This is a genomic window from Kribbella sp. NPDC004138 (assembly GCF_053603655.1).
The window spans coordinates 185,474-209,914 of sequence record NZ_JBSGFZ010000004.1 but is presented as its reverse complement, the minus strand read 5'-3'; the positions used below and the strand labels follow the sequence as shown (position 1 = coordinate 209,914).

26 protein-coding genes are annotated in these 24,441 nt (G+C 70.4%); 8 read left to right on the top strand and 18 right to left on the bottom strand.

Annotated elements, in window-relative coordinates; translation table 11 throughout:
* Positions 1-71 precede the first annotated feature (71 nt).
* A complete protein-coding gene (locus ACWEOO_RS07095; protein WP_452142213.1) occupies positions 72-1,181 on the top strand; it encodes a peptidoglycan-binding protein in 1,110 nt (369 codons plus the stop codon).
* 64 nt (positions 1,182-1,245) lie between these two features.
* Here ACWEOO_RS07095 and ACWEOO_RS07090 read toward each other — a convergent pair whose 3' ends face one another.
* A complete protein-coding gene (locus ACWEOO_RS07090) occupies positions 1,246-2,283 on the bottom strand; it encodes an aldo/keto reductase (protein WP_452142212.1) in 1,038 nt (345 codons plus the stop codon).
* Between the two features lie 80 nt (positions 2,284-2,363).
* On the opposite strand from ACWEOO_RS07090, the gene ACWEOO_RS07085 reads away from it, so the two are divergent.
* The 3 genes from ACWEOO_RS07085 to ACWEOO_RS07075 are packed head-to-tail and all read left to right on the top strand — an operon-like array spanning position 2,364 to position 3,843.
* Complete coding sequence (locus ACWEOO_RS07085; RefSeq protein ID WP_452142211.1) at positions 2,364-3,398, top strand: aminotransferase class V-fold PLP-dependent enzyme; 1,035 nt, start codon at positions 2,364-2,366, stop codon at positions 3,396-3,398.
* Positions 3,399-3,418: 20 nt separating this feature from the next.
* Positions 3,419-3,682: a MerR family transcriptional regulator gene (locus ACWEOO_RS07080; RefSeq protein ID WP_452142210.1), complete on the top strand. Its 264-nt coding sequence runs from the start codon at positions 3,419-3,421 to the stop codon at positions 3,680-3,682.
* Entirely contained in the window at positions 3,577-3,843 is a 267-nt protein-coding gene (locus tag ACWEOO_RS07075) for a hypothetical protein (protein WP_452142350.1), read from the top strand. The genes ACWEOO_RS07080 and ACWEOO_RS07075 overlap by 106 nt, the downstream gene beginning before the upstream one ends.
* Positions 3,844-3,847: 4 nt before the next feature.
* Here ACWEOO_RS07075 and ACWEOO_RS07070 read toward each other — a convergent pair whose 3' ends face one another.
* The 11 genes from ACWEOO_RS07070 to alr form a co-directional block, all read right to left on the bottom strand.
* Positions 3,848-4,963, bottom strand: a complete 1,116-nt coding sequence (locus tag ACWEOO_RS07070; RefSeq protein WP_452142209.1) for a MerR family transcriptional regulator — start codon at positions 4,961-4,963, stop codon at positions 3,848-3,850.
* A 34-nt stretch (positions 4,964-4,997) separates the two neighbouring features.
* Positions 4,998-5,480, bottom strand: coding sequence for an SRPBCC family protein (locus ACWEOO_RS07065; RefSeq protein WP_452142208.1), 483 nt, complete (start codon positions 5,478-5,480; stop codon positions 4,998-5,000).
* Positions 5,477-6,334: a formate dehydrogenase accessory sulfurtransferase FdhD gene (fdhD, locus tag ACWEOO_RS07060; protein WP_452142207.1), complete on the bottom strand. Its 858-nt coding sequence runs from the start codon at positions 6,332-6,334 to the stop codon at positions 5,477-5,479. The genes ACWEOO_RS07065 and fdhD overlap by 4 nt, the downstream gene beginning before the upstream one ends.
* Positions 6,322-7,536 (bottom strand): molybdopterin molybdotransferase MoeA, encoded by a 1,215-nt coding sequence (locus ACWEOO_RS07055; RefSeq protein ID WP_452142206.1) that lies wholly within the window; start codon positions 7,534-7,536, stop codon positions 6,322-6,324. The genes fdhD and ACWEOO_RS07055 overlap by 13 nt, the downstream gene beginning before the upstream one ends.
* A gap of 68 nt (positions 7,537-7,604) precedes the next feature.
* Complete coding sequence (locus tag ACWEOO_RS07050; RefSeq protein ID WP_452142205.1) at positions 7,605-7,826, bottom strand: formate dehydrogenase subunit delta; 222 nt, start codon at positions 7,824-7,826, stop codon at positions 7,605-7,607.
* The gene (gene fdhF, locus ACWEOO_RS07045; RefSeq protein WP_452142204.1) at positions 7,823-10,645 is read right to left on the bottom strand and encodes a formate dehydrogenase subunit alpha; all 2,823 of its coding nucleotides are present in this window, start codon (positions 10,643-10,645) and stop codon (positions 7,823-7,825) included. Before fdhF ends, ACWEOO_RS07050 begins: the two co-directional genes overlap by 4 nt.
* On the bottom strand, positions 10,642-12,177 hold the full coding sequence (locus ACWEOO_RS07040; RefSeq protein ID WP_452142203.1) for a formate dehydrogenase beta subunit: 1,536 nt from the start codon (positions 12,175-12,177) through the stop codon (positions 10,642-10,644). The genes fdhF and ACWEOO_RS07040 overlap by 4 nt, the downstream gene beginning before the upstream one ends.
* Entirely contained in the window at positions 12,174-12,668 is a 495-nt protein-coding gene (locus ACWEOO_RS07035; protein ID WP_452142202.1) for an NAD(P)H-dependent oxidoreductase subunit E, read from the bottom strand. The genes ACWEOO_RS07040 and ACWEOO_RS07035 overlap by 4 nt, the downstream gene beginning before the upstream one ends.
* A gap of 71 nt (positions 12,669-12,739) precedes the next feature.
* Complete coding sequence (locus ACWEOO_RS07030; protein WP_452142201.1) at positions 12,740-13,375, bottom strand: M15 family metallopeptidase; 636 nt, start codon at positions 13,373-13,375, stop codon at positions 12,740-12,742.
* Positions 13,372-14,337 carry a D-alanine--D-alanine ligase family protein gene (locus ACWEOO_RS07025; protein WP_452142200.1) on the bottom strand — a complete coding sequence of 322 codons (966 nt, stop codon included), beginning with the start codon at positions 14,335-14,337 and terminating at the stop codon, positions 13,372-13,374. Before ACWEOO_RS07025 ends, ACWEOO_RS07030 begins: the two co-directional genes overlap by 4 nt.
* Positions 14,334-15,470 (bottom strand): alanine racemase, encoded by a 1,137-nt coding sequence (gene alr, locus ACWEOO_RS07020; RefSeq protein ID WP_452142199.1) that lies wholly within the window; start codon positions 15,468-15,470, stop codon positions 14,334-14,336. The genes ACWEOO_RS07025 and alr overlap by 4 nt, the downstream gene beginning before the upstream one ends.
* Before the next feature lie 118 nt (positions 15,471-15,588).
* Between alr and ACWEOO_RS07015 the strand changes: the two genes are divergently transcribed.
* Positions 15,589-16,131: a CGNR zinc finger domain-containing protein gene (locus ACWEOO_RS07015; RefSeq protein WP_452142198.1), complete on the top strand. Its 543-nt coding sequence runs from the start codon at positions 15,589-15,591 to the stop codon at positions 16,129-16,131.
* Here the strand turns inward: ACWEOO_RS07015 and ACWEOO_RS07010 are convergent.
* From ACWEOO_RS07010 to ACWEOO_RS07000, 3 genes are all read right to left on the bottom strand, one after another.
* Entirely contained in the window at positions 16,069-16,719 is a 651-nt protein-coding gene (locus tag ACWEOO_RS07010; protein ID WP_452142197.1) for a GNAT family N-acetyltransferase, read from the bottom strand. The genes ACWEOO_RS07015 and ACWEOO_RS07010 overlap by 63 nt on opposite strands.
* A 35-nt stretch (positions 16,720-16,754) precedes the next feature.
* Positions 16,755-17,900, bottom strand: a complete 1,146-nt coding sequence (locus tag ACWEOO_RS07005; RefSeq protein ID WP_452142196.1) for an ROK family transcriptional regulator — start codon at positions 17,898-17,900, stop codon at positions 16,755-16,757.
* 169 nt (positions 17,901-18,069) lie between these two features.
* Positions 18,070-18,768: a GAF and ANTAR domain-containing protein gene (locus ACWEOO_RS07000; protein ID WP_363708018.1), complete on the bottom strand. Its 699-nt coding sequence runs from the start codon at positions 18,766-18,768 to the stop codon at positions 18,070-18,072.
* A 138-nt stretch (positions 18,769-18,906) separates the two neighbouring features.
* Here ACWEOO_RS07000 and nhaA point away from each other — a divergent pair, with 138 nt between their 5' ends.
* The 3 genes from nhaA (at position 18,907) to ACWEOO_RS06985 (ending at position 22,237) form a co-directional block, all read left to right on the top strand.
* Entirely contained in the window at positions 18,907-20,787 is a 1,881-nt protein-coding gene (gene nhaA, locus ACWEOO_RS06995; RefSeq protein ID WP_452142195.1) for a Na+/H+ antiporter NhaA, read from the top strand.
* Between the two features lie 64 nt (positions 20,788-20,851).
* Positions 20,852-21,289, top strand: a complete 438-nt coding sequence (locus ACWEOO_RS06990; RefSeq protein WP_359937365.1) for a rhodanese-like domain-containing protein — start codon at positions 20,852-20,854, stop codon at positions 21,287-21,289.
* 105 nt (positions 21,290-21,394) lie between these two features.
* Positions 21,395-22,237, top strand: a complete 843-nt coding sequence (locus ACWEOO_RS06985) for an SAM-dependent methyltransferase (protein ID WP_452142194.1) — start codon at positions 21,395-21,397, stop codon at positions 22,235-22,237.
* Here the strand turns inward: ACWEOO_RS06985 and ACWEOO_RS06980 are convergent.
* Genes ACWEOO_RS06980 through ACWEOO_RS06970 form a run of 3 tightly spaced genes read right to left on the bottom strand, consistent with a single transcriptional unit; the run spans position 22,234 to position 24,429 of the window.
* Positions 22,234-22,767, bottom strand: coding sequence for a tetratricopeptide repeat protein (locus ACWEOO_RS06980; protein ID WP_363708026.1), 534 nt, complete (start codon positions 22,765-22,767; stop codon positions 22,234-22,236). The genes ACWEOO_RS06985 and ACWEOO_RS06980 overlap by 4 nt on opposite strands.
* Positions 22,764-23,126 (bottom strand): DUF1622 domain-containing protein, encoded by a 363-nt coding sequence (locus ACWEOO_RS06975; RefSeq protein ID WP_363708027.1) that lies wholly within the window; start codon positions 23,124-23,126, stop codon positions 22,764-22,766. The genes ACWEOO_RS06980 and ACWEOO_RS06975 overlap by 4 nt, the downstream gene beginning before the upstream one ends.
* Positions 23,127-23,142: 16 nt before the next feature.
* Entirely contained in the window at positions 23,143-24,429 is a 1,287-nt protein-coding gene (locus ACWEOO_RS06970; protein ID WP_452142193.1) for an FAD-binding oxidoreductase, read from the bottom strand.
* Between the last annotated feature and the right edge of the window lie 12 nt (positions 24,430-24,441).

The window sequence follows — 24,441 nt, the reverse complement described above, 5'->3', positions numbered from 1 at the left end:
CTGACTGTACTGTGTTGGGCGAAAACCTTCATCTTCCGTTCCGCCCCTCGGAGGTTGCGATGGTTCGCCGCGTGAGTTTCGCCTGTCTTGCCCTGGCTCTGGCCGGGTTGGCGCTGCTGGTCCCGCTCCGCGATTCCCAGGCCGAGGAGCTGGCCGGCCCGACCGCCGACCAGCTGCGCGCCAGGGCGTCGTGCGAGTCGCAGCTGTCGAACGGGAAGTACGCCCACGACTCCGGTGGTTCCAGGACCGCCGCGGTCTGCCGGTCGGGCGACGCGGTGCACTGGACCGCGGACCTCGACATCGACTGTGACGGGCAGCGGACGACGCAGTGCAACGAGAACACCGATCCGTCGTTCCAGCCGGACACGTCGTGGCACCAGTCCGACGGCAAGCCGCTGAATTCGGCCGGGCTGCCGTTCATCGTCGTACCGCTGCCGAGCTCGATCTGGGACTACCGTACGGCGGGGGTGGGCGGGGCGACCGTGGCCGCGGTCGTGTATCAGGACAAGGTCGCGTACGCCGTCGTCGGCGATCAGGGGCCGACCGGGATCATCGGCGAGGGGTCGTACAAGCTCGCGCAGCAGCTCGGCATCAACCCGAACCCGGCGTCCGGCGGGGTGGATGGTGCGGTCGTCACGTACATCCTCTTCCCGGGCGTCACGTCGGCTCCGATCGAGAACGCGGCCGACGCGGTGAGCAAGGGTGAGGCGGCCGCGAATGCGTTTGTGAACAGCACGCAGACGTGTGCGAGTACCAGTCTGGATTTCACGGCGTACCCGACGATCCAGTCCGGCTCGACCGGCGCCGCGGTGAAGGCCGCGCAGTGTCTCCTTGGCGGCACCAACGAACCGTCCGGCACCTTCGACACCGCGACAACGGACGCCACGAAGGCTTTCCAGGCCAAGGTCGGCCTACCCGCCGACGGCGCCATCGGCCCCAAAACCTGGACCGCCCTCCTGGCCGCCGGCACCCAACCAACCCTCCGCCTCAACGCCACCGGCCCAGACGTCCGCCGCCTCCAACGAACCCTCACCGCAGCCCTGACCCGAACGGTCGCCATCGACGGCCAATTCGGCCCCCAAACAGAAACCGCAGCCAAGGACTACCAATCCACCCACCAACTGATAGTCGACGGCGTAGTAGGCCCAGTCACCTGGACAGCCCTCCAGTCAGGAAAGTAGGACGGCGAGTTGGGGAGGATCTTGTGCCCGATGCGGTACAAAATCCTCCCCAGGTCCGGGCTGGTCAGCGCTCCGCGAGTGGGCGGCGGCGGTGGGTGATGTCGGTGAGGGATTGGGGTTGCCAGGCGGCGTCGGCGCGGTAGAGGTCGGTGCCGGGTGGGGTGATCTCGTCGATGCGGTCGAGGGTCTTGTCGTCGAGGGTCAGGTCGGCGGCTTTGAGCAGGCCTTCCAGTTGCTCCATCGTGCGGGGGCCGGCGATGACCGACGTGACCGCGGGATGCGTGGTGACGAAGGCCATCGCCAGCTCCGGCAGCGACACACCGATGCCGTCGGCGACCTCGACCAGCTGTTCGACCGCGTCGTACTTCGCCGCGTTCGCGGGCAGTGCCGGGTCGAACCGGTCGGGGGTGAGCGCCGCGCGTGCGGACAGGTCGAGCGGCTGGTTCTTGCGGATCTTCCCGGACAGGAACCCGAAGGCGAGCGGGCTGTAGGTCAGCACGCCCATGCCCAGCCGCCGGCAGGTCGGCAGGATCGAGCGCTCGATACCGCGCGCCATCATCGAGTACGGCGGCTGGTTCGACCGGAACCGCCCGTACCCGCGCCGCTCCGACACGTGGTACGCCTCGACGATGTCCTCCGCGGGAAACGCCGAGCACCCGAACGCCCGGATCTTGCCCGCGCTGACCAGGTCACTCAGCACCCACAACGTCTCCTCGATGTCGGTGGTGTGGTCCGGCCGGTGGATCTGGTAAAGGTCGATCCAGTCGGTGCCGAGCCGGCGCAGGCTGTCCTCGACCGCGCGCGTGATCCAGCGCCGCGAGTTCCCGCTGCGGTTGCGGCCCTCGCCGAGCGGGAAGTGCACCTTGGTCGCGAGCACGACGTCGTCGCGGCGGCCCTTGAGCGCCTTGCCGACGATGGTCTCGGACTCGCCCGCGGAGTACATGTCCGCGGTGTCGACGAAGTTGATCCCCTGGTCCAGTGCGTGGTGGACGATCCGGACGCAGTCGTCGTGATCGGGGTTGCCGACCGCGCCGAACATCATCGCCCCGAGGCAGTGGGTACTGACCTCGATCCCGGTTCCACCCAACGTGCGATACCGCATCTGTGCAGCTCCTTTGTTCGCTGCCCGGAACGCTAGAAGCTAGAGCGCTGTCTAAGTCAAGTCCGGCCTAGGGTGGGCGTATGGACATCGCAGGGCTGTGGGATCCCGAGCCGGGCTGGCTGAACACCGCGTCGTACGGCTTGCCGCCGAAGCCCGCCTGGGAGGCGTTGCAGGCGGCGCTGTCCGACTGGCGGGTCGGTGCGACGAGCTGGGAGCCGTGGGACGAGTCGACGACACGGTCCCGTACGGCGTTCGCGCGGCTGGTCGGCGCGGACCCGGCGGACGTGTTCGTCGGCAGCACGGTGTCCGCGGCGCTGGCGCCGATCGCGGCCGCGTTGCCGGACAGTGCGAAGGTGCTGACCGACGACGTCGAGTTCACCTCGAACGTGTTCCCGTGGCAGGTGCACGCCGACCGCGGCGTCGAGGTGATCGCCGTACCGGGGGACGAGCTGGTCGCGGCGATCACGCCAGGCATCGACCTGGTCGCGGTCAGCGCGGTGCAGTCGTCGACCGGTGTGGTCCTGGACCTGCCCGCGGTAGTTGCCGCCAGCAAGCAGATCGGTGCGCTCGTGGTGCTCGACGCGACGCAGGCCGTCGGCTGGCATCCGATCACGGTCGACGATGTCGACGCGCTGGTCGTGCACGCCTACAAGTGGTTGATGTCGCCGCGGGGCGCCACCCTCGGGTACCTGTCCCCGCGGTTGCAGGAACGCTGCCGGCCGTCCGCAGCGGGCTGGTACGCCGGACGTGACGTCCACGGCTCGTACTACGGGCCGGTGATGGAGCTCGCGCCCGGCGCCCGGCGGTTCGACCAGTCGCCGGCCTGGTTCAGCTTCGTCGGCGCGGCGCCGGCGCTCGAGCTGGTCGAGCAGATCGGCGTCGACGCGATCAACCGGCACAACCTCGCGCTGGCGAACGAGTTCCGCGCCGGGCTGGGCCTCGAGCCGTCGAACAGCGCCATCGTCAGCACCAGCCTGCCCGCCGCCCAGGAGGCCTTCGCGGCGGCAGGTATCCGCGCCGCCGTCCGCGACGGCCGGCTGCGCGCGTCGTTCCACATCTACACCACGCGTGCCGACGTACAGCAGGCTCTCTCCGCGCTGAAGCCGTTGATCTAGGTCGGAGCTATGGTGCGGACATGGGCGGATTGAGTATCGGGCAGGTGGCGGAGCGGACCGGGTTGAGTGTGCACGCACTGCGGTTCTACGAGCGGGAGGGCCTACTCGCGGATCCGGTACGACGGGAGTCGAACGGGCGCCGCGTCTACTCCGAGGACGACGTCGACTGGCTGACCATGTGCATCAAGTTCCGCTCGTCCGGGATGCCGCCGACACCATCCGCAAGTACACGGAGCTGGTCCGGCAGGGATCGGGCAACGAGGCGGACCGGCTGGCCTTGCTGAAGAGCCATCAGGACCATGTCCGCACGCAGATCGAGGAACTCAACGAGTGCCTCAACGTCATCACCTGGAAGGTCGACATCTACCAGCAACACGTGGACGCCGGCACCGCGGACTGCCTGTGGGTGACACCGTCGGCACAGGCGGCCAGCGAAGCGTCCTGAGCACTCAGGCTACGAGCAGACGGAGCCCCAGATCGGCCGCGTCGAGGCCGACGAGCTCGCTGTTGCGCTCAGCCCAGCGGCCGGAGGCGAGGTCGTCGCCGAGGCGTCGTACCGCCCGCTGCTCGGCCTCCGGCCCCACTCTGGTCCACACCGACATCGCGCGGCGGACGCGGTTGTCCAGGTAGGCCTCCGGCCGCCGCCAGTACGCCTCGAACAGCCCGTCGGCGCAGTCCCACGGAACGGGCACCGGCTCGGCGCGGGCGCCGATCGCGTCGCCCATGCCGGCGATCGAGGGGAAGCCTTCGAGCACGGACGCGAACTCGGGCAGGTAGTCCCGGGTGAGCCAGAACCGGTCCTGCCAGCCGGGCTCGTCGGTGTCGAACGTGAACACCACGACGCGCCGCGCCACCCGGCGCATCTCGCGCAGCCCCGTGATCGGATCCGCCCAGTGGTGCACGGTCGAGACGGCCATCGCGACGTCGAACGAGTCGTCGTCGAACGGCAGGCTCTCCGCGGCGGCCGCCACGCACGGCGCCGAGCCGGCCGGCCGCTGGGCGCGCATGACGGCCGACGGCTCGACCGCGGTCACGTCGCGATCGGCCGGCTCGTAGGATCCCGTGCCCGCGCCGACGTTCAGCACCGTCTGCGCGTCCCCGAGCGCCTGCCAGATCCGCGCGGCGATCCGCGGCTCGGTACGCCGGGTCGCCGGGTAGGCGCCGCCGATCACGTCGTACAGCTGCGCACCGAGCACTTCCAGTTGTTCCTCCGGTGTCACCGTCAGTCCCTTCGCCCGCGTCTCGAGTTCCCTGTCGATCGCCCGCACCATGGCGTCGGCCCGATCACGCCGCTCGACGAGCAGCCCGCGCAGTTGGCGCAGGCGCGCGACCGCGTCCGTGGACGGGTCGCCGACCAGTTCGCCGACCTCCCGCAGCCCGAAGCCCAGCCGTCGATAGGCGAGGACTTCTCGCAGTCGCTCGACGTCGGCCGCCGAGTAGGCCCGGTACCCGGCGGCCGTTCGCGCCGACGGCCGAACGAGCCCGATGTCGTCATAGTGATGCAGCGTCCGGACGCTCACGCCGGCCAGGTCGGCGACGCGTCCCACGGTCCAGTGATCGTCCACGGGACCGACTATGGGACCTGACGTGGCGTGAGGGTCAAGCTTTGAGCGCTGACTCCATGGCCGCGAGGGTGGAGCCCATGTTCGCGGCCAGCTGGTCGAGGCGGCCCTGGATGAGCTCGGCTGCTCGGGCCGGATGCTGTACGACGCCCAAGCGCATCCCGCTGTCGCCCGGGCCGTGCGTGAAGGACTGCCGGACGAGCGTCGCGGCGCCGCGGTCCTCCAGCTCGTACTCCCAGTGCGCGAACGGGACCGGTTCGTCGCCGTACACGTCCCAGCCGAAGCGTTTCGGCTCCTCGAAGGCGGTGACCGTACAGGTCACGTACGTCTCGAACCCGTCCGCGAACCGGTTCCGCGCCTCGAACCGCGCTTCCTTCTCGAGCCAGGCTCCGTAGATGCACTCCGGGCTCCACTCGCCGTACCTGTCGATCGCGGTGATGCCGGACCAGACTTCGCGGATCGGCAGCTTGATCAGGACCTCGACACCGGTGGTCGCACCGGTCACTCCGTAGTCGTTCATGCCCCGGACGTCGTACGCACCTCGGCGGACTCGACATTTACCCGCTCGGGGCGGCTGTAGAGGTTCATGGCGCCGTTGCGGATGAAGCCGGCCAGCGTCAGGCCGGCCTCGTCGGCGAGGTCGACGGCGAGCGAGCTCGGAGCCGAGACCGCGCCGAGGACCGGGATGCCGGCCATCACCGCCTTCTGCGCGAGCTCGAACGAGGTCCGCCCGGAAACGATGAGGATAAGGCCGCGGGCCGGGATCCGCCCGTTCAGCAGCGCCCAGCCGACCACCTTGTCGACGGCGTTGTGGCGGCCGACGTCCTCGCGGACGACGAGCAGGTCGCCGGCCGGGGTGAACAGACCGGCCGCGTGCAGGCCGCCGGTGCGGTCGAAGACCTGCTGCCGTTCGCGGAGCGCGTCGGGAAGGCCGGCGAGTACTTCGTACCTGATGGTGACGTCGTCGGCGGCCGGGGAGTGACGGGTCTTCGTGCGGACCGCGTCGAGCGAGGCCTTGCCGCAGACACCGCACGACGAGGTCGTGTAGAAGTTGCGCTCGACGCCGGTGACCGGCGCCGGCACGCCCGGGGCGAGGCCGATGTCGAGGACGTTGTACGTGTTGCGGCCCTCGTCGTCGAGAGAGTCGCAGTACCGCGCGTCGCGGATGTCGTCGACGCTGCCGATGACTCCTTCGGTGTGCAGGAAGCCGTGCGCGAGCTCGACGTCGTGGCCCGGAGTGCGCATGGTTACGGCCAGCGGTTTGCCGTCGACGCGAAGCTCGAGCGGCTCCTCGACCGCGATCGAGTCCGGCCGGGAACGCCGGCCCGCCGGCGTGATCCGCACGACCGGCCGTCGCGCGATCAGCCGGCCCATGGACGGGATCCCGGGTCGAGGGGGAGGAGACGGGCCGCGATCGCTTCGGCGGGGCCGGGGGCCACGACGGCGAGGGCGTCGGCGGTGGCCGGGCCGCGGAGCATGGCAGCCCCGCCGTGGCCGACGGGTACGGCGCCCTGTGGGGTGAGGCGGATCGGTACGAGTCGGGTGCTGGTCGGGTGGCACGCGATGCCGCCGGGGACCGCGACCTGGGGCAGCACGGGGAGGGGGAGGCCGCGCAGACGGTGGACGGCCGCGACGCCGAGCGTCAGGAACGCGACGAGGGCCGCGAACGGATTGCCCGGCAGACCGAGCACCAGCCGGCCGTCGGGGAGTTGAGCCAGGGCTTGCGGGTGGCCGGGCCGGCAGGCGACGCCGTCGACGACCAGTTCGGCGCCGAGCGCGGTGAGCGCCGGCCGGAGGTGATCAGCCGGCCCGGAGGCGGACGACCCGGAGACGAGGACGAGGTCCGCCGACGTCTCCTGCAGGGCGGAAACCAGCTCCTCCAGCGAGTCGGGCAGATGCCGTACGCCGGCCTGCGCCGCGCCGGAGCGGGTGATGAGGCCGGGGAGCATCGGGCCGATGGCGTCCCGGACCCGGCCCGGGCCTGGCTGGCCACGGTGGACGAGTTCGTCGCCGGTGACGAGGGCGGCGACTGTCGGTCGAGGAACGACGGTGAGGCGGTTGAGGCCGACAGTCGCGGCGAGGCCGAGAACTGGCGGATCGACCACCACGCCCGCGGGCAGGAGCTGGTCGCCGGGCTGGCACTCCTCGCCCGCGCGCCGGATGTGCCGACCGTCCTCCGACGGCCCCTCGAGCGACCCGTCGGTCACGACGGCGTCCTCGGACCGTACGACGGAGGTTGCCCCGGCCGGCACCGCCGCGCCGGTGACAATCCCCTTCGCCTGCCCGTCCTCCAGCGCTCCGGAGTCCGCACACCCTGCGTGCACGTGCCCGATCACGCGCCACGGCCCAGCGCCGCGGACGGCGTACCCGTCCATGGCGGCCCGATCCACCGGGGGCACCGCGACCGGCGACACCAGCGGCGTCGCCAGCACGCACCCGTCGGCCTCGGCCAGTGTCCGCGTCACCACGGCACCGGGCCGCGCCGCGGCATGCGCGAGCTGCCGAGCCACATCCCACGGCATGTCGTCGCGCCGCTGACGCCCACGGCTCACTCCAGGTGTGCGCCCGTCCTCCACAGGCCCACCCTCTCCGACCCGCCCCGGCTTGTCGAACCGATCCCGCAGCCCGGACGCCGATCCTGGGGTCACGAGGGCGCCTGGAGCTTCTCGGCGGCCAGCGCCGCGGTCGGGTCCAGGTCGGTGGCGCCGGAGCTGGCGTGGGTGATGAGGGCCTGTTTCATGCGGGGATCCCAGACCGCCTTCAGGTGGTTGGCGATGGCGGTGGCGGCCTCGTCCGGCGTGCGGTGGGCGAACTGGGCGGCGATCTCGTTCGCCAGCCGGACGTACGGCGGCACGCCGCCGCTCATCGATTGCCCCCGGCAACGACTGCCTCGCGGGCGGCCTCGTCGGCGACCGGTTCGGGGACGAGGTCGACCTGGACCGCGGTGACCTTGTACTCGGGGCAGTTGGTGGCCCAGTCGGAGTTGTCCGTGGTGACGACGTTCGCGCCGCTGACCGGATGGTGGAACGTGGTGTAGCAGACCCCGACCGGCATCCGGTCCGAGATCCGCGCCCGCAGCTCGGTCCGCCCGACGCGGCTCGACAACGCGACCAGGTCGCCGTCCGACACCCCGCGCACCTCGGCGTCGTGCGGGTGGATCTCCAGCACGTCCTCGGCGTGCCAGGCGACGTTCGCCGTCCGCCGGGTCTGCGCGCCGACGTTGTACTGCGACAGGATCCGCCCGGTGGTCAGGATCAGCGGGAACTTCCGCGTCGACCGCTCCGACGTCGGCACGTACACGGTCTCCATGAACCGTCCCTTGCCGCGGGTGAACTCGTCCTCGTGCATGATCGGCGTGCCCGAGGGATGCTCGACGTTGCACGGCCACTGGATCGACCCGAGCTCGTCGAGCCTGGCGAACGAGACGCCGGCGAACGTCGGCGTGGTGAGCGCGATCTCGTCCATGATCTGCGCGGCCGAGTCGTAGTGCATCGGGTATCCCATCGCCTGGGCGATCTCGCAGACGATCTCCCACTCCTGCTTGCCGGTCCGCGGCGCCATGATCGGCCGCACCCGGTTGATCCGCCGCTCCGCGTTCGTGAACGTCCCGTCCTTCTCCAGGAACGACGTCCCCGGCAGCAAGACGTGCGCGAACTTCGCCGTCTCGTTGACGAACAGGTCCTGGACGACGAGCAGCTCCAGCGCGCCCAGGGCCGCGAAGACGTGCTGCGTGTTCGGATCCGACTGCGCGATGTCCTCGCCCTGTACGAACAGCGCCTTGAACGAGCCGTCGATGGCCGCGTCGAACATGTTCGGGATCCGCAGCCCGGGCTCGTTCAGGATCGGCGTACCCCACAACTTCTCGTAGATGTCGCGGACGTCGTCGTCGGACACGTGCCGGTAGCCGGGCAGCTCGTGCGGGAACGAGCCCATGTCGCACGAGCCCTGGACGTTGTTCTGCCCGCGCATCGGGTTCACGCCGACACCAGGCCGGCCGATGTTGCCGGTCGCCATCGCGAGGTTCGCCATGCCCATCACCATCGTCGAGCCCTGGCTGTGCTCGGTGACGCCGAGGCCGTAGTAGATCGCCGCGTTCCCGCCGGTCGTGTACAGCCGGGCGGCCTCGCGGATCTTCTCGGCCGGCACTCCGGAAATTTCCGAAACCGCCTCCGGGCTGTGTTCCGGCTGGGCGATGAACGCTTCCCAGGCCTCGAAGTCCTCGCAGCGGCTCGCGACGAACTCGCGGTCCACCAGCCCTTCGGTGACGACCACGTGCGCGAGCGCGTTGACGATCGCGACGTTCGTGCCCGGGGCGAGCTCGAGGTGGTACGCCGCCTCGACGTGCGGCGACCGGACCAGGTCGATCCGCCGCGGGTCGACCACGATCAGCTTCGCGCCCTGCCGGAGCCGCTGCTTCATCCGGGAGCCGAACACCGGGTGCGCGTCGGTCGGGTTCGACCCGATCAGCAGGATCACGTCGGAGTCGTCGACGGAACGGAAATCCTGCGTTCCGGCCGATTCCCCGAAGGTCTGCTTCAGGCCGTACCCGGTCGGGGAGTGACAGACCCGGGCGCAGGTGTCGACGTTGTTGTTCCCGAACACCGCGCGGACCATCTTCTGGACCGCGTACACCTCTTCGTTGGTCGTCCGCGACGAGGTGATCGCACCGATCGAGCCCTGGCCGTGCGCCGTCTGGATCTCCCGCAGCCGGCGCGCGGTGAAGCCGATCGCCTCCTCCCAGGACACTTTCCGCCACGGTTCCGAAAGCGTGTTCCGGACCATCGGCTCGAGCACCCGGTCCGGATGCGACGCATACCCGAACGCGAACCGGCCCTTCACACACGAGTGCCCCTCGTTCGCGCCGCCGTTCTTGTACGGCACCATCCGGACCAGCTCGTCACCCCGCAGCTCGGCCTTGAACGAGCATCCGACACCGCAGTACGCGCAGGTCGTCAGCACGGTCCGCGTCGGCATCCCGAGCTCGACCACCGACTTTTCCTGCAGGGTCGCGGTCGGGCAGGCCTGCACACACGCACCGCACGACACACAGTCCGAGTCGAAGAACGACACCCCGGCACCGGCCGCGACCTTCGAGTCGAACCCGCGTCCCTCGATCGTCAGCGCCAGCGTGCCCTGGACCTCGTCACAGGCGCGCACGCACCGCGAGCACGCGATGCACTTGGACGCCTCGAAGTCGAAGTACGGGTTGGAGGAGTCGGTCGGCAGATCCAGGTGGTTGGCGCCGGCCTCGACACCGGAGCCGTAGCGGACCTCGCGCAGCCCGGTGACGCCGGCCATGTCCTGCAGTTCGCAGTCCCCGTTCGCCGAGCAGGTCAGGCAGTCGAGCGGGTGGTCGGAGATGTACAGCTCCATCACACCGCGGCGGAGCTTCCCGAGCCGCTCGTTCTGGGTCCGCACGACCATGCCCTCGCGGACCGGCGTCGTACAGGACGCGGGAGTGCCTTTCACCCCGTCGATCTCGACCACGCACAACCGGCACGACCCGAACGCCTCGAGATTGTCGGTCGCGCACAGCTTCGGTACGTCGACCCCCGCCTCCTTCGCCGCCCGCATCACCGATGTACCGGGTGGAACCTTCACCGTCACCCCGTCGACGGTCAGCTCTGTCGTCGCGGCTCCGGCGCGGGCCGGCGTACCGAAGTCAGGTTCCTTGAGCAAGGTCATGCGTTGAAGTCCTCTCCGAAATGGCGGACGGCACTGCGTACTGGCATCGGGGTGAGGCCGCCCATGGCGCACAGGGAGCCGTCGGTCATCAGTTCGCACAGGTCCTCGAGCAGGACCAGGTTCTGCTGCAGGTTCTCGCCGGCGACGATCCGGTCGACGGTCTCGACGCCGCGGACCGCGCCGACCCGGCACGGCGTGCACTTGCCGCACGACTCGGCGGCGCAGAACTCGAACGCGAACCGCGCCATCGCCGCCATGTCCACGGTCTCGTCGAACACCACGATCCCGCCGTGCCCGACCATCGCGCCGGCCGCCGCGAACGCCTCGTAGTCCATCGGCAGGTCGAACTGCTCGACCGGCAGGTAGGCGCCGAGCGGGCCGCCGACCTGCACCGCCCGCACCGGCAGCCCCGACGACGTACCGCCGCCGAAGTCGTTCACCAGCTCGCCGAGGGTGATTCCGAAAGCGGTTTCCACGATGCCGCCGCGGGCGACGTTGCCGCCGAGCTGGAACACGCTGGTGCCGAGCGACCGCCCGGTGCCGTACGCCGCGTAGGCCGCGGCACCGTGCGCGAGAATCGTCGGAATCGTTGCCAACGACAACACGTTGTTGACGACCGTCGGGCGGCCGAAAAGCCCTTCCAGAGCAGGGATCGGAGGTTTGGCGCGGACCATGCCGCGTTTTCCTTCGAGGCTCTCCAGCATCGAGGTCTCTTCGCCGCAGATGTACGCACCCGCACCGACCCGGACGTGCAGGTCGAAGCCGAACCCTGAGCCGAGGATGTCCGGCCCCAACCAGCCCTCGTCGCGCGCGTGCCCGATCGCGTCCCTGAGCGTCGCCACCGCGTCCGGGTACTCCGACCGCAGATACACGTACCCTTCCGCGGCGCCGACGGCGTACGCCGCGATCGTCATCCCCTCGATCAGCGTGAACGGGTCGCCCTCGATCAGCATCCGGTCCGCGTACGTCCCCGAGTCGCCCTCGTCGGCGTTGCAGCAGACGAACTTGAGATCCGCTTGTGCGTCGAGCACCGTCCGCCACTTGATCCCGGTCGGGAACCCGGCGCCGCCCCGCCCGCGCAGCCCCGAGTCGACCACGGTCTCCACCACCTCGGCCGGCGACAACGCCAGCGCCGCGCGGAGCCCAGCCATCCCACCGTGCGCGACGTAGTCCACGGTCGACAGCGGATCGACCACACCGACCCGCTCGAACGTCAACCGCTGCTGCCGCTTCATCCACGGCAGCTCCTCCACCAACCCGAGCGAGGCGCCCGCACCGTCGAGCATCCCACCCGCGATCAGCCCGTCCACGTCCTCCGGCGCAACAGGCCCGTATCCGACCCGTCCCGCGGCCGTTTCGACCTCCACCAACGGCTCGAGCCACAACATCCCGCGGGACCCGGTACGCACGACCTTCACACCGGCCGCGGAGATGCGCTCGGCGACCTCATCCGCTCCGACGGAGCAGGCGGCAGAGTCCCGCGGCACGAATACCCGCGTGACGCCGCGCGCGGGAGCCGGGCGGGGCGTCATCGGGCCTCACCCAGCAGGGCGTCGAGGCGGGTGGGGGTGACTCGGCCGTGGAGCTTGCCGGCCACCTGCACCGCCGGGCCGAGCGCGCAGTTCCCGAAGCAGTAGATCTCTTCGAGGGTGATGCGGCCGTCGTGCGTCGTCTCGCCGAAGCCGCAGCCGACGGTGCGTCGCGCGTGCTCGGCGAGCTCGACCGCGCCGACCGAGCGGCACGCCTCGGCCTGGCAGATCGCGACGGTCGTCCGGCCGGCCGCGGTCCGCCGGAAGTCCTTGTAGAACGTAACGACGCCGTGCACCTCGGCGACCGCGAGGTTCAGGACGTCGGCGATCACCGCGACGTCGGGTTGATCGACGTACCCGAACTCCTCCTGCACCGCGTGCAGGATCGGTATCAGCGCACCGCGGAGACCGCGGAGGTCCTCCGCGAGCTCCCGCACGCGCTGGGCTCGCCCGGGGACCGGGACAGGGGCGGCGGCCACGACCTCACTCGTCATGTATACAACATTCCGTCGCCACTGCGGCACGGTCAAAGCAATGCTGCCTATCAACTCATAGGCAGCAGCTATCACGCCAGGCTGTAGGCGGGCCCGTAGAGCGCATTCGGGCGGTCCTCCACGAAGGCCCAGTAGCGGTCGCCGAACGACCAGTGCCACCACTCGGTCGGATAGTTGACCAGGCCTGCCGCGGTCAGGACGTCGGCCAGCAGGGACCGGTTCGTCCGGGCTTCGCGGCTGATGTTGGTGGCCGCGAAGAAGCACGCGCCGCTGCTCTGCTCGGGTGTCGCGTCGATCGGCGTACCGAGGTCGAGCGGGCCGTGCGCGCCGACCAGCGTCAGGTCGGCCGCCGCGCCGGCCACGTGCGGCGCGACCTCGATCGGCGACACGAATCGGCTGGCGAGGCGATCCACCTCGTGCGCGTCCAGGCCGGGATGCAGGTGCTCGAGCTCGGCGCGGTACCCGTCCCAGATCGCCTGCTGGCTCTCGACCGGCCGCAGTCCTTCGACGACGTGCAGCCGGATCCCGGCCGGCAGGAACGTGTCGGCCAGCGCGAGCCGGTCCGCGACCGTTTCGCGCGCGAACTGCTGCCCGCTGGTCAGCACGTCCCGCGTGAACAGGTCGACCAGCGGCTCGCCGCTCTCGATCGCAGGGATGCCGGTAATCCGGTCGTCGCTCAGCAGGACGGTGCTCTGCAGTACGGTCATGGCCGCGCCACCGCCGTCCGGATCAGGGTGTCGACCACTTCGGCGTACGACATCCCGCCCGCGGCCCACATCCGCGGGAACTGCGACGCCGGGGTGAAACCGGGGAACGTGTTGATCTCGTTGACGACCGGTTCGCCGGCACGCGGCACGAAGAAGTCCACCCGCGCCAGCCCGGCGCAGCCGAGCACCTCGAACACGTCGATCGCCATCCGCCGCAGCCGCATCGCCAGCTCGGGATCGAGCGGCGCCGGTACGACGAACCGCGTGGCGTCTCTGTCGTACTTCGCGGCCGCGGTGAAGAACGGCTGGTCCGGGTCCGGATGGATCTCCAGCGCCGGCGCGGTCTCGACCCGTCCGTCCGGGAACTCCAGCACCGCGAGGTCGATCTCGCGGCCGGTCATCTCCCGCTCCACCAGGACGTGCGCGTCGAACTCGGTGGCCTCCGCGATCGCGGCCAGCAACGTCGGCAGGTTCGTCGCGCGGGCCACGCCGAAGCTCGAGCCGCCGTTCGCCGGTTTCACGAACAGCGGGAAGTCCAGGCCGGCCGCCTTCAGCTTCTGCAGCGCCGCCTCGGCGTCGGTCAGTTCGGCGCCGCGCAGCGTGACGCCGGGCGTGACCGGGATGCCGTGCGCCTGCAGGACGGACTTGGTCAGGTGCTTGTCCAGCCCGACGGCGCTGGCCGCGATGCCGCTGCCGACGTACGGCACGTGCAGCTGCTCGAGAAATCCTTGCAGGCGGCCGTCCTCGCCGCCCTCGCCGTGCAGCGCGGGGATCGTGACGTCGCACGCCTGCAGGATCTCGATCGCTTCGTGCTGCCCGTCGGACCAGTTGCCCTGGGCATCGAGCAGCATCGGGATCGCCGTGTGCCCGAGCAGCTCGACGGCCTTTAGGATGCCTTTCCCGCTGGCGAGCGACACGTCGTGCTCGGAGCTCGCCCCGCCCATCACCACCGCAACCTTCATCGGCTGCCCTCCTCGTACCGGCGGGGGACCCGGGACCCGATCCCGCAGTAGATCTCGTGCGGGATGGTGCCGGCCCAGGCCGCCCACTCGGCCACGGTCGGCTCACCCGCGGAGCCGTCGCCGAAGATCGTCACCGGTTCGCCCGGTTCGACCGCGAGCTCGCCGGCGTCGACGACGAACTGGTCCATCGCGATCCGCCCGATCACCGGCATCCGGACGCCGCGGCACAGCACGCTCGCCTGCCGTCCGGCGGCCCGCGGCACCCCGTCGGCGTACCCGATCGGGACCAGGCCGATCGTGGTGTCCCGGTCCGCGACGAAATCGTGCCGGTACGAAACCCCTTCGCCGGCACGGATCCGGCGTACCTGGGTCAGCTTGCTCAGCAGCCGCATCGCCGGCCGCAGCCCGATCCCGAGCTCGTCGATGCCGTACAGGCCGGCGCCGATCCGCGCCAGGTTCGTGTCCGGTGCGTCGAGCGTGAGCGCGCCGGCCGAGTTGGCCAGGTGGACGACGTCCGGTCGCAGACCGGCTCGGTGCGCGAGGCCCACACCGGTCCGCAGGGGCTGGAGTTGCCGTATGCTCTGCGCGGCGTCGGCGGAGTCGCCGTGCGAGAGATGCGACCAGATCCCGCGGACCGTGACGGCGCCGAGCGCCTCGTAGTGTGCCGCCGTTCGGGTGAGCTCGATCCACTGGTCAGGTGCACTGCCGGCTCGGTGCAATCCGGTGTCCAGCTTCAGATGCACGGAGTGGACGGACGGGATGGCTGCGACGTGCTGCAGTTCGGCGACCGTCGAGACGCTGACGTCCACGTCCAGGTCGCCGAGCAGCACGAGTTCGGTGGCGTCGTACAGCCAGGTCAGGATCGGGACGGTCAGTCCGGCCGCCCGCAGTTGCAGGGCTTCGTCGGCCCGCGCCACCCCGAGCCAGGTCGCCCCGGCCTCGACGGCCGCCCGGGCCACCGGTACGGCGCCGTGCCCGAAGGCGTCGGCCTTGACCACGGCCAGCACCTGTTGCGGAACACGTTTTCGGAAACGCTCGACATTGTCGCGGACCGCGGACAGGTCGACGACGGCCTCCGACAATCCGGTGATCCCCCGGGTTCCGGGGCGGCGGCGGGACTGGACCAGGTGCATACCGTCATTGTTGTTTCCGGCAACGATCACGATCATCGGAGCGCGGACGGATGTCCGCCTACGACCCTGGTATGACCCACCTCCTCCGCAAGGACGAGCGGACCGGGATACTGGACGGGTGGAAGCCACCGATCATCTGCGGGCCTCACTGCACGCCGCGATCGCGCTGGCCAACGCCTTCGGATCCGCGGACCGGCAGGGCCGTCCGGCCGTTCCGCCGGACGCGGCGGCCGTCGACGCCGTCCTGCGGCTGACCACGAACCGCCCGCCCGTGGTCGATCCCGGCGACTACGCCGCCGGTGGGAAAACGCTGTACGACGCGCTCGGAAATCTCCCCGACGTCGACCGAGCAGTCGAGCTCGTGAACGAGCTGCTCAGGGAAACCAAGGCCGCGCCGCAGCTGACCCGCGAGATCGGGGCCCCGTGGCACCTGCACTTCGGCAGCCCCGACGACGCGACCGGCTGGCTGGCCGAGTTCGCCACCGCCGTCGCGATGCTGCTCGGCAGCGACGAGGCCGCACGGGTCCGCCGATGCGAGGCCGCCCGGTGCGACGACCTGTTCCTCGACGCGACCCGGAACGGAAACCAGCGGTTCTGCTCAACCGCGTGTCAGAACCGCGCCAAGGTCGCCGCCCACCGGGCGCGGGTCCGGAGCTCCTGACGCCGTCACCATCGTGGCCTCCGCCGACCAGCCGAGCTTGCGGTAGAGGTGGTAGCCGTCGGTGGTAGCCATCAACAGCCCGGTCCGCGCACCGCGATCGAGTGCTCGCGCGGCCAGCGTGCCCATCACGACGCTCCCGAGACCGCGCCGCCGGAACGCCGGATCGGTGTGGATGTCGTGCATGACGGCATCGGTTCCGACGATCGCCGCCATGCCCCGTGCCGCGACCACGCCGTCCACCACGACCTTGACGTACTCCAGAGGCCCGACCGTCTCGACCTCTGCCGAGGCGCGGGGGTGGTCGCGCAGCTCGATCGACATCAGCGTCTTCTGCTCCTCGAACGGCTGTGCGCCGGCCTCCGCGAGGCGGCGCGCTACCTCGTCGCCGTGCTGCGTGGTGACGGTCAGCCAGGTGTCCGCGGTCAGGCCGCGCGCGAGCCGGTCCACGGTCGCGGGGTCGTCGGTGCGGGCAAACAGTTCACGGTCGCGCCCGGGGAGTCGCAGTACGGCGGCGTACGCGTCGTCGTCCTCGATCACCGGCTCCAGGCCGCGGCACAGCCGCCAGCCCTCCAGCCATCGCCTCATCATGGCAGCAGTGTAACTGTCTAGAGAGAAATAGCCAGTTACTCGATACCCAGCACGAAGGTCTGGATCGCGACCACCGCGGCGCCGCGTGCCCATTCGCCGAAGTCGGCGGGCTGCAGGACCATCGGCAGCTCGGCGGCCGACGGGTGCCGGTCGGCGTGCAGTCCGGCCAGCAGTTCGTCGTGCGCGACCTCGGCCAGCCGGACACCTTCACCGCCGAGGACGACGAGCTCGGGCGTGGTGAAGTTCGCGGCGGCAGCGATCAGCTTGCCGAAGGCGCGACCGGCGCGGCCGATCACCTCGCGTGCCGCCGGATCGCCTTTGGCGGCGAGATCGAGCGCCTCCTCGTACCCCACCGGCCGGCCGAGAGCGGCAGCGACCTGGGAGGTGACGGCGCCGACCGTCAGCAGGCTGACCGCGCAGCCGTGGTGGCCGCGATCGCAGAGCGGGCCGTCGTGGATCAGCGGGTGATGGCCGACCAGACCTAGCGTGATGTCCGGACTGTCGACAATCCGGTTGTGGACGACGAGGCCGTAGCCGACGCCGGCGCCGATCGTGAGCAGGACGAAGCGGTGCGAGTTCCGCCCGGCGCCGAACCAGTGCGTGGCCTCGGTCAGCGAGGTGAAGTCGTTCGCGACCACGATCGGGACGCCGGTGTGCGCGGCGAGGATCTCGCCGAACGGTACGTCGACCCAGTTCAGGTACGGGGCCCAGCGGACCTCGGAGCGATTCGCCACCCGGCCGCCGAGCGAGACGCCGAGCCCGGTGATCGCCGTACCGTGCGGCACCTGGACGGCCAGCTCGTCGGTGATGTCGAGCACCAGGTCGGCGACCGCGGACGGCGTCGGGTCGGGGATCGGGCGCTCGACGCTGGCCAGCACGTCCGCGCGGAGCGTCGTGAGGACGCCGATCGCGGAGTCGCCGGTGAGCTTGATGCCGACGAAGTGATGGGCGTTCGCGTCCAGGTCGAGCGGCTGCGACGGGCGGCCGACCCGGGCGTCGGTGGGACCGGCCTCGACCTCGACCAGCAGCCCCGACTCGACCATCGGTTTCGTCAACCGGGTCAGGCTGCCGGGGGACAGGCCGACGCGGCGTGACAGTTCGGCCCGCGACAACGGACCGTCCAGCAGGATCTCCAAAGCGACCTGCCTCGATGGCCCTGCCAACGGCTGCCACTCACCCATTGCGTCAGCTTAAGGCCCTGGCTGGTGATCCAGCGCCGTAGCGAGGAGTGGGACGCCGGGACGTGACCCGGTCCGCGGTACTGGCCGCACAAGTCCCGGCGTCGGGCTCATCTGGCAGTATGCAACGGATCGCCGGAGATGGCGGCCGGACAACGGTGTCAGATTGTCGTCACTGCGGGAGTTTGCGCGTATCGATCAGCTGCTGCGCGACGTCGCGCAGTTTGGTGTTGGTGTCCTGGGAGTACCGCTTGAGGATCGCGAACGCCCGGTCGCCGTCCACGTCGAAGCGCTCCATCAGGATGCCCATCGCCTGGCCCACGAGCTTCCGCGCGTCGACCGCCTGCGCCATCGTCTCCTCGTGCCGCGCGGATGCCACCGCCACCGTCGCGTGCCGGGCGAGGATGTGCGCGATCGCCTCGTCGTCGGCGCTGAAAGCGTCCGGTTCCGGGCTGTACAGTCCCAGCACTCCGACCGTCCGTCGCGCTGCATCATCAGTCGCCAGCGGTACGTCAAGAACGCTGCGTACTCCCAGCGCGGCGACCTTCGCCGCCCACTCCGGCCAGCGGTCGTCGGTGCCCGTGTCCCGGATCAGCACTGTGGTCCGGTCGCGCAGCGCCGTGACCAGCGGCCCGTTCTCGGTGGTGATCTGCAGCTCGTAGACGTCGGCGACGACCGGATCGGTGACCGCGGCGACCTCGGCCTGCGAACCCCGGGTGGAGAGCACCACACCGGCGTACGTACAGCTCAACGCCTGCAGGGCGAACTGCACCACGGCCTCGATCGTCTCCTCGACGCCTGGCGCGTCGTGCAGCTCGATCGCGAGCCGGGCGAAGGTGTCCGCGGAGTTGACGGTCTCGGGTTCGGTCACTGGGGTCTCCAGGGCATGTCGTGCGGCAGGGCAAGGCAATAATGCAGCCGAAGCCCCCCGAACCGTTAGCCATCCGTCGAACGTCGGAAATCCGGACGCCGCGGGTGCCCGGAGCGGGCGCGGTTTACAGTGTCCGCCATGGCGGACTTGTCTGGTCTGTTGAGTGGGCGGACCGTCTGGCGGCGGGGGTTCGCGGCGCCGATGCGGGCCTTCCTGCGGACCGAAGCGGGGAGCTCCGGGGTGCTCGCGGCCGCGATCGTGGTGGCGTTGCTGTGGGCGAACGTGTCGCCGGAGACGTACGACGAGGTCTGGCGGACCGATCTGTCGATCGGGCTCGGGCCCGACGTGCTGCGGCTGGATCTGCAGGAGTGGATCAACAGCGGCCTGATGACGCTGTTCTTCCTCGTGGTGGGGCTGGAGGCGCGGCGCGAGTTCGACCTCGGGGACCTGCGCGAACGCAGCCGGTTCGTGCTGCCGATGCTCGCCGGGGTCACCGGGATGGTCGTGCCGGTGCTGATCTACCTGGCCTTCAACGCCGGCGGTCCGGGGTCGCACGGCTGGGGTGTCGCGATGTCGACCGACACCGCGCTCGCGCTCGGTCTGCTCGCGCTGGTCGGCCGCGGTGTGCCGGACCGGGTGCGGGTCTTCCTGCTCACGGTGTTCGTCGTCGACGACCTGCTCGCGCTCGTGGTGATCGCGGTCGTCTACAGCGAGGACATCAAGCTGATGCCGCTGACCGCGGCGATCGTCGCGTTCGCGGTTGTGCTGGCGCTGTCGCTGCTGCGCGTCCGCAAGGCGTGGATCTACGTGATCCTCGGCGTGCTGATGTGGGCCGCGCTGCTGCGCAGCGGCGTGGATCCGGTGGTCGCCGGCCTGGCGATCGGGCTGACGGCGCCGGCGTACTCGCCCGGCCGGGAGGAGCTGGAGGAGGCGACCGGCCTGTTCCGGCTGTTCCGCGAGCAGCCCACCCCGGAGCTGGCGCGGTCCGCGACCGTCGGTCTGACCACGACGATCTCGCCGAACGAGCGCCTGCAATACCTGTACCACCCGTGGACCAGCTACCTGATCGTCCCGCTGTTCGGCCTCGCGAACGCGGGCGTCACGATCGACATGGCCTTCCTCGGCCGGGCGTTCACGTCGCCGATCACGCTCGGCATCCTGATCGGGTACGTCGTCGGCAAGCCGCTCGCGGTGACGACGGTGTCCTGGCTGGTCGAGCGGCTGAGCAGCGGGCGGATCCGGCCGGGCGTCGGCTGGGCCGCGGTCGCCGGCAGCGGGACCATCGCCGGCATCGGCTTCACGGTGTCCCTGCTGATCGCGACGATCGCGTTCGACGGGCCGCAGCTGGCCGAGGCGAAGGTCGGTCTGCTCTGCGCGGTGATCGTCGCGTCGGCGCTGACCTGGTCGGTGTTCCGCGCCGCCAAGCTGCTGTCGCCGCCGAAGAAGGCGCTGGCGCTGCTCGGCGACGCGGAGCAGCTCGTGGACCTCACCGACCCGGTGGATCCGGAGCGGGACCACATCCGCGGCCCGGAGAACGCGTCGGTCACGCTGGTCGAGTACGGCGACTTCGAGTGCCCGTACTGCGGGATGGCCGAGCCCGTCGTCCGCGACCTCCTGCACGACGACGACCTGCGGTACGTGTGGCGGCACCTGCCACTGTCCGACGTCCACCCGCGGGCGCAGATCGCGGCGGAGGTGGCGGAGGCGGCGGGTGCGCAGGGTGCGTTCTGGGAGATGCACGACCTGCTGCTCGCGAACCAGGAGAACCTCCAGCCCAAGGACCTGATCGGGTACGCGGAACAGCTCGGTCTGGACACCGATCGGTTGCACGACGACGTGAAGCGGCACGTCGCCGCGGCGCGGGTCGCGCAGGACGTCGAGTCGGCGGACACGAGCGGGGTCTCCGGGACGCCGACGTTCTTCGTCAACGGTCAGCGGCACTACGGGGCGTACGACGTGGAGACGCTGAAGCAGGCGATCAAGGTGGCCCGGGCGCGATCCAAGATCCGCCGTGGCTGAATCTTGATGTACTAGGACATTTCTGCCACTGTCGTCGCGTCGCCCGGTCGTCGACGCTTGCTCCATGACCAAGCAGATCGACCAGGCCGCCGTCGCCCACTTCGCGGAACGGCTGGCGTACGAGACAGACGTGTCCGATGTCGCCTCCGACATCGGCGCCGGCGTGACCGGGTGGGTGCTGATCGACAGTCGCAGCCAGGAGAGTTGGGACCAGGGGCATGTACCGGGCGCCGTCCACCTGCCGACGCGGGAGATCGCGGCGCGGGCAACGGCCGTCGTACCGGACGGCGTCCCGGTCGTGACCTATTGCTGGGGACCGGGGTGTAACGGCGCGACGCGCGCGGCGCTGGAGTTCGCGAAGCTCGGGTACTCGGTGAAGGAGATGATCGGCGGCTTCGAGTACTGGGTCCGTGAAGGGCTGCCGGTGGAGACCGCGGACGGCATCGAACGGCGGCCGGCCGACCCGCTGACCGCACCGCGCGGCGTCGCCTGCGCGTGCTGAAACCCCTGTGCGTGTTGAGTTTTAACACAGTTCGAACTCGTCGTGGTGAAACACTGACTCTCCGTGCGTTACCCTCGAAGTGAACCGCCGACGCGAGGAGACAGTGTGACGGATCAGCCGAGGTACGACGGCGGGCTGGTCGCACCCGGTATCGACACCACGCGTCCGAGCGTCGCCCGCGTGTACGACTACGCCCTCGGCGGCAAGGACAACTACGAATCCGATCGCGAGCTGTACCGGCAGATCATGGAGATCGCGCCGGAGACACCGGCCTGGGCGCGGGCGAACCGGCGCTGGCTCAGCCAGGTGATCACCTGGCTGGCCGACGAGGCCGGGGTGCTGCGCTTCATCGACGCGGGCTCCGGCCTGCCGACCGCGGAGAACACCCACCAGATCGCGCAGAAGATCAGCCCGGACGCCTCGGTGGTGTACATCGACAACGACCCGTCCGTGGTCGCGCACGGCCGGGCGCTGCTGCTCGACAACGACCGGACCCAGTTCACCGCGGCGGATCTCACCCGGCCCGACGAGGTGCTGGCGGATCCGGCCGTCGCGGGTCTGCTGGCCGACGGTCAACCGGTCGCGCTGGTGATGGCGCTGATGCTGCACCACATCCACGACTACGAAGAGACCCTGGCGATCGCCGGGCAGTACGTCGACGCGCTGCCGCCGGGCTCCTACCTGGCGATCACCCACGCGTGCAACCCGGGCGACGGCGGCCCGGTCGACCAGCTCGTGACCGAGCTCCTCGCGAAGGTCAAGGACGCGTTCCCGACGCTGGCGTTCCGTTCGGTCGAGCAGATCTCGTCGCTGTTCCACGGGCTGGAGATCCTCGAGCCCGGGGTCGTCCGGCTGGCCGACTGGCACGTCCCCGGCGGCCGCGTCGAGGAGGACCCCCAGCCCGGTATCCGCGACGCCATCTACGGCGGCGTCGCGCGCAAGTCCTAACCCAGTCCGGCCAGGTAGTCGGCGTTGCCGCGGATGGCGGCTTCGTAGCGTTTGATCTCGGCGGAGTCGACCTTGTCCGCGATCACCAGCAGCAGTGTCGCGAGCGCCTTGTCCTGATGTCCGGCGGCCTGCAGGGTCAGCGCCTTGAAGACCCGGAGCGAGTCCGATTCCGGGAACTCCGCGCAGGCGTCCTTGAAGACCGCGAGCGACTCGTCGAAGCGGTCGAGGTTCCGCAGCGTGCTGCCGTACTGCAGGAGGCACTTGCGGCGGGTCTCCCCGGTCAGCCCGGGCAGCGCGCGCTCGTAGTACCCGACGGCCTTCTCCTCGTCGCCGGCGGTGTCGTACGACCCGCCGACCTCGTAGAGCACGTACGGGTTGTCCGGGTGCTCGGTCAGCAGCTTCTCGAAGAAGGCGATCGTCGGCCCCATGTTGGCCCGGTCCCGCCGCGCGAACGCTTCGTCGATCGTCGCCGCTAGTTCTGGGGTCAGTTCGACCGGGGTGGTGGGGCGGGGAAGGTGTTGGCTGGTCACGTGTCCATCATGCCGCGTTCGGGTTGGCGGGCCCGCCACGGCCAGGTTCCGGAGATCTCCACCTCGAGCGCGAAGCTGAGCACGATCCGGATCACCACGATCAGCCCCAGCACGAGCGCGCTCTCCAGCGACGTGTCGACGATGATCGTCCGGATGATGTCGCCGATGATCAGGATCTCCAGCCCGAGCAGGATGACCCGCCCGAGACTCACCCGCAGTTGCTGGTAGCTGCCGGAGCCCTTGCGGACGACGTCGTACGCGTAGCGGATCAGCACGACGGCGAGCCCGACGGCCATGATCACCACGCCGGCGCCCTCGATCACCCGGGCGACGTGGGCGAAGACCGCCTCGAAGTCCATCCTCCAGGGGTACCAGTCAGGCGGCGGACTCGGCGCTCGGCTCGCCGGGGCGGATGTTCTGGTTCAGGTGGAACACGTTGGCCGGGTCGTACGCCGTCTTCAGCGCGACCAGCCGGCGCAGCGTCGCGGGCGGGAACGCGCGCTGGATCGGGTCCTCGTTCAGCGTGTTCACGTAGGCCCCGCTCGCGTACGGCGCCAGCGTCGCGGCGTACCCGCGCAGCCGGGCGATCCGCTCCGCGTCCTCGGCCGGGTCCTCCCAGCGCGTCGCGGTGACGAACTCGAACAGCGTGTCCCGATGGCTGAACGCCGCGGCGTCCGCCGGGATGTCGGCGATCGCGCCGCCGTACGCCTGCAGGCTCGCGCCCACGCCCGGATTGTCGAGCAGCGCGCGGATCGCCTCGTCGGGCAGCGACTTGAAGTAGTGCCCCTTCCAGTACCGCCGGAAGCGGTGCCCCTGCACGTTGTCGTCGCGCGTCTGCAGCTTCAGGTACGTCGTCTCCTCGATCAGCTCGTCGCTCACCGGCCCGAGCGCGCGGAACGCCGGCAGCAGGTCGTACCCGCCCGCGCCGACCCACACGTACCCGACCGTCAGGGAGTCCCCGGTGATGTTCGCGGTGAACGTCGCCTCCCGCGGCGCGTCGGCGTTCAGCTCCCGCCATCCGCGCAGCACCTCGAAGCCTGCCGAGAGCGGATAGCTGAACTCGACGATCAGAGCCCGCGTCCCGACCTGGTGCAGCCGGAACTCGAACGACGTGACGATCCCGAAGTTCCCGCCGCCGCCGCGCAGGCCCCAGAACAGCTCGGCGTTCTCGTCGGCGCTCGCCCGGACCACGGTGCCGTCAGCCGTCACGACCTCGTACGACACGACGTTGTCGCAGGCCAGCCCGAACCGCCGTGCCAGCCAGCCCATCCCACCACCCAGCGTCAGCCCGCCGACGCCGGTGTGCGAGACGTTGCCGGCCGTGGTCGCCAGCCCGTGCTCCTGCGCCGCCTTGTCCAGCTCGCCCAGCAGCGCGCCGCCCTGCACCCACGCCCGCTGCGCGTCGGGGTCGACCCGGACCGCGTTCATCGGCGTCAGGTCGATCATCAGCCCGTCCTCGGGGACCGCGAGACCGGCGATGTTGTGTCCGCCGCAGCGGACCGCGATCTCCAGGCCGGCCGCGCGTCCGAAGCGCACCGCCTCGGCGACGTCCGCGGTCGAGGCGCACCGGGCGATCACGGCCGGGCTGCGGTCGATCATGGCGTTCCAGACGGTGCGGGCCTCGTCGTACCCGGCGTCGCCGGTGCGCAGAAACTCGGTCATCTCAGCTCTCCT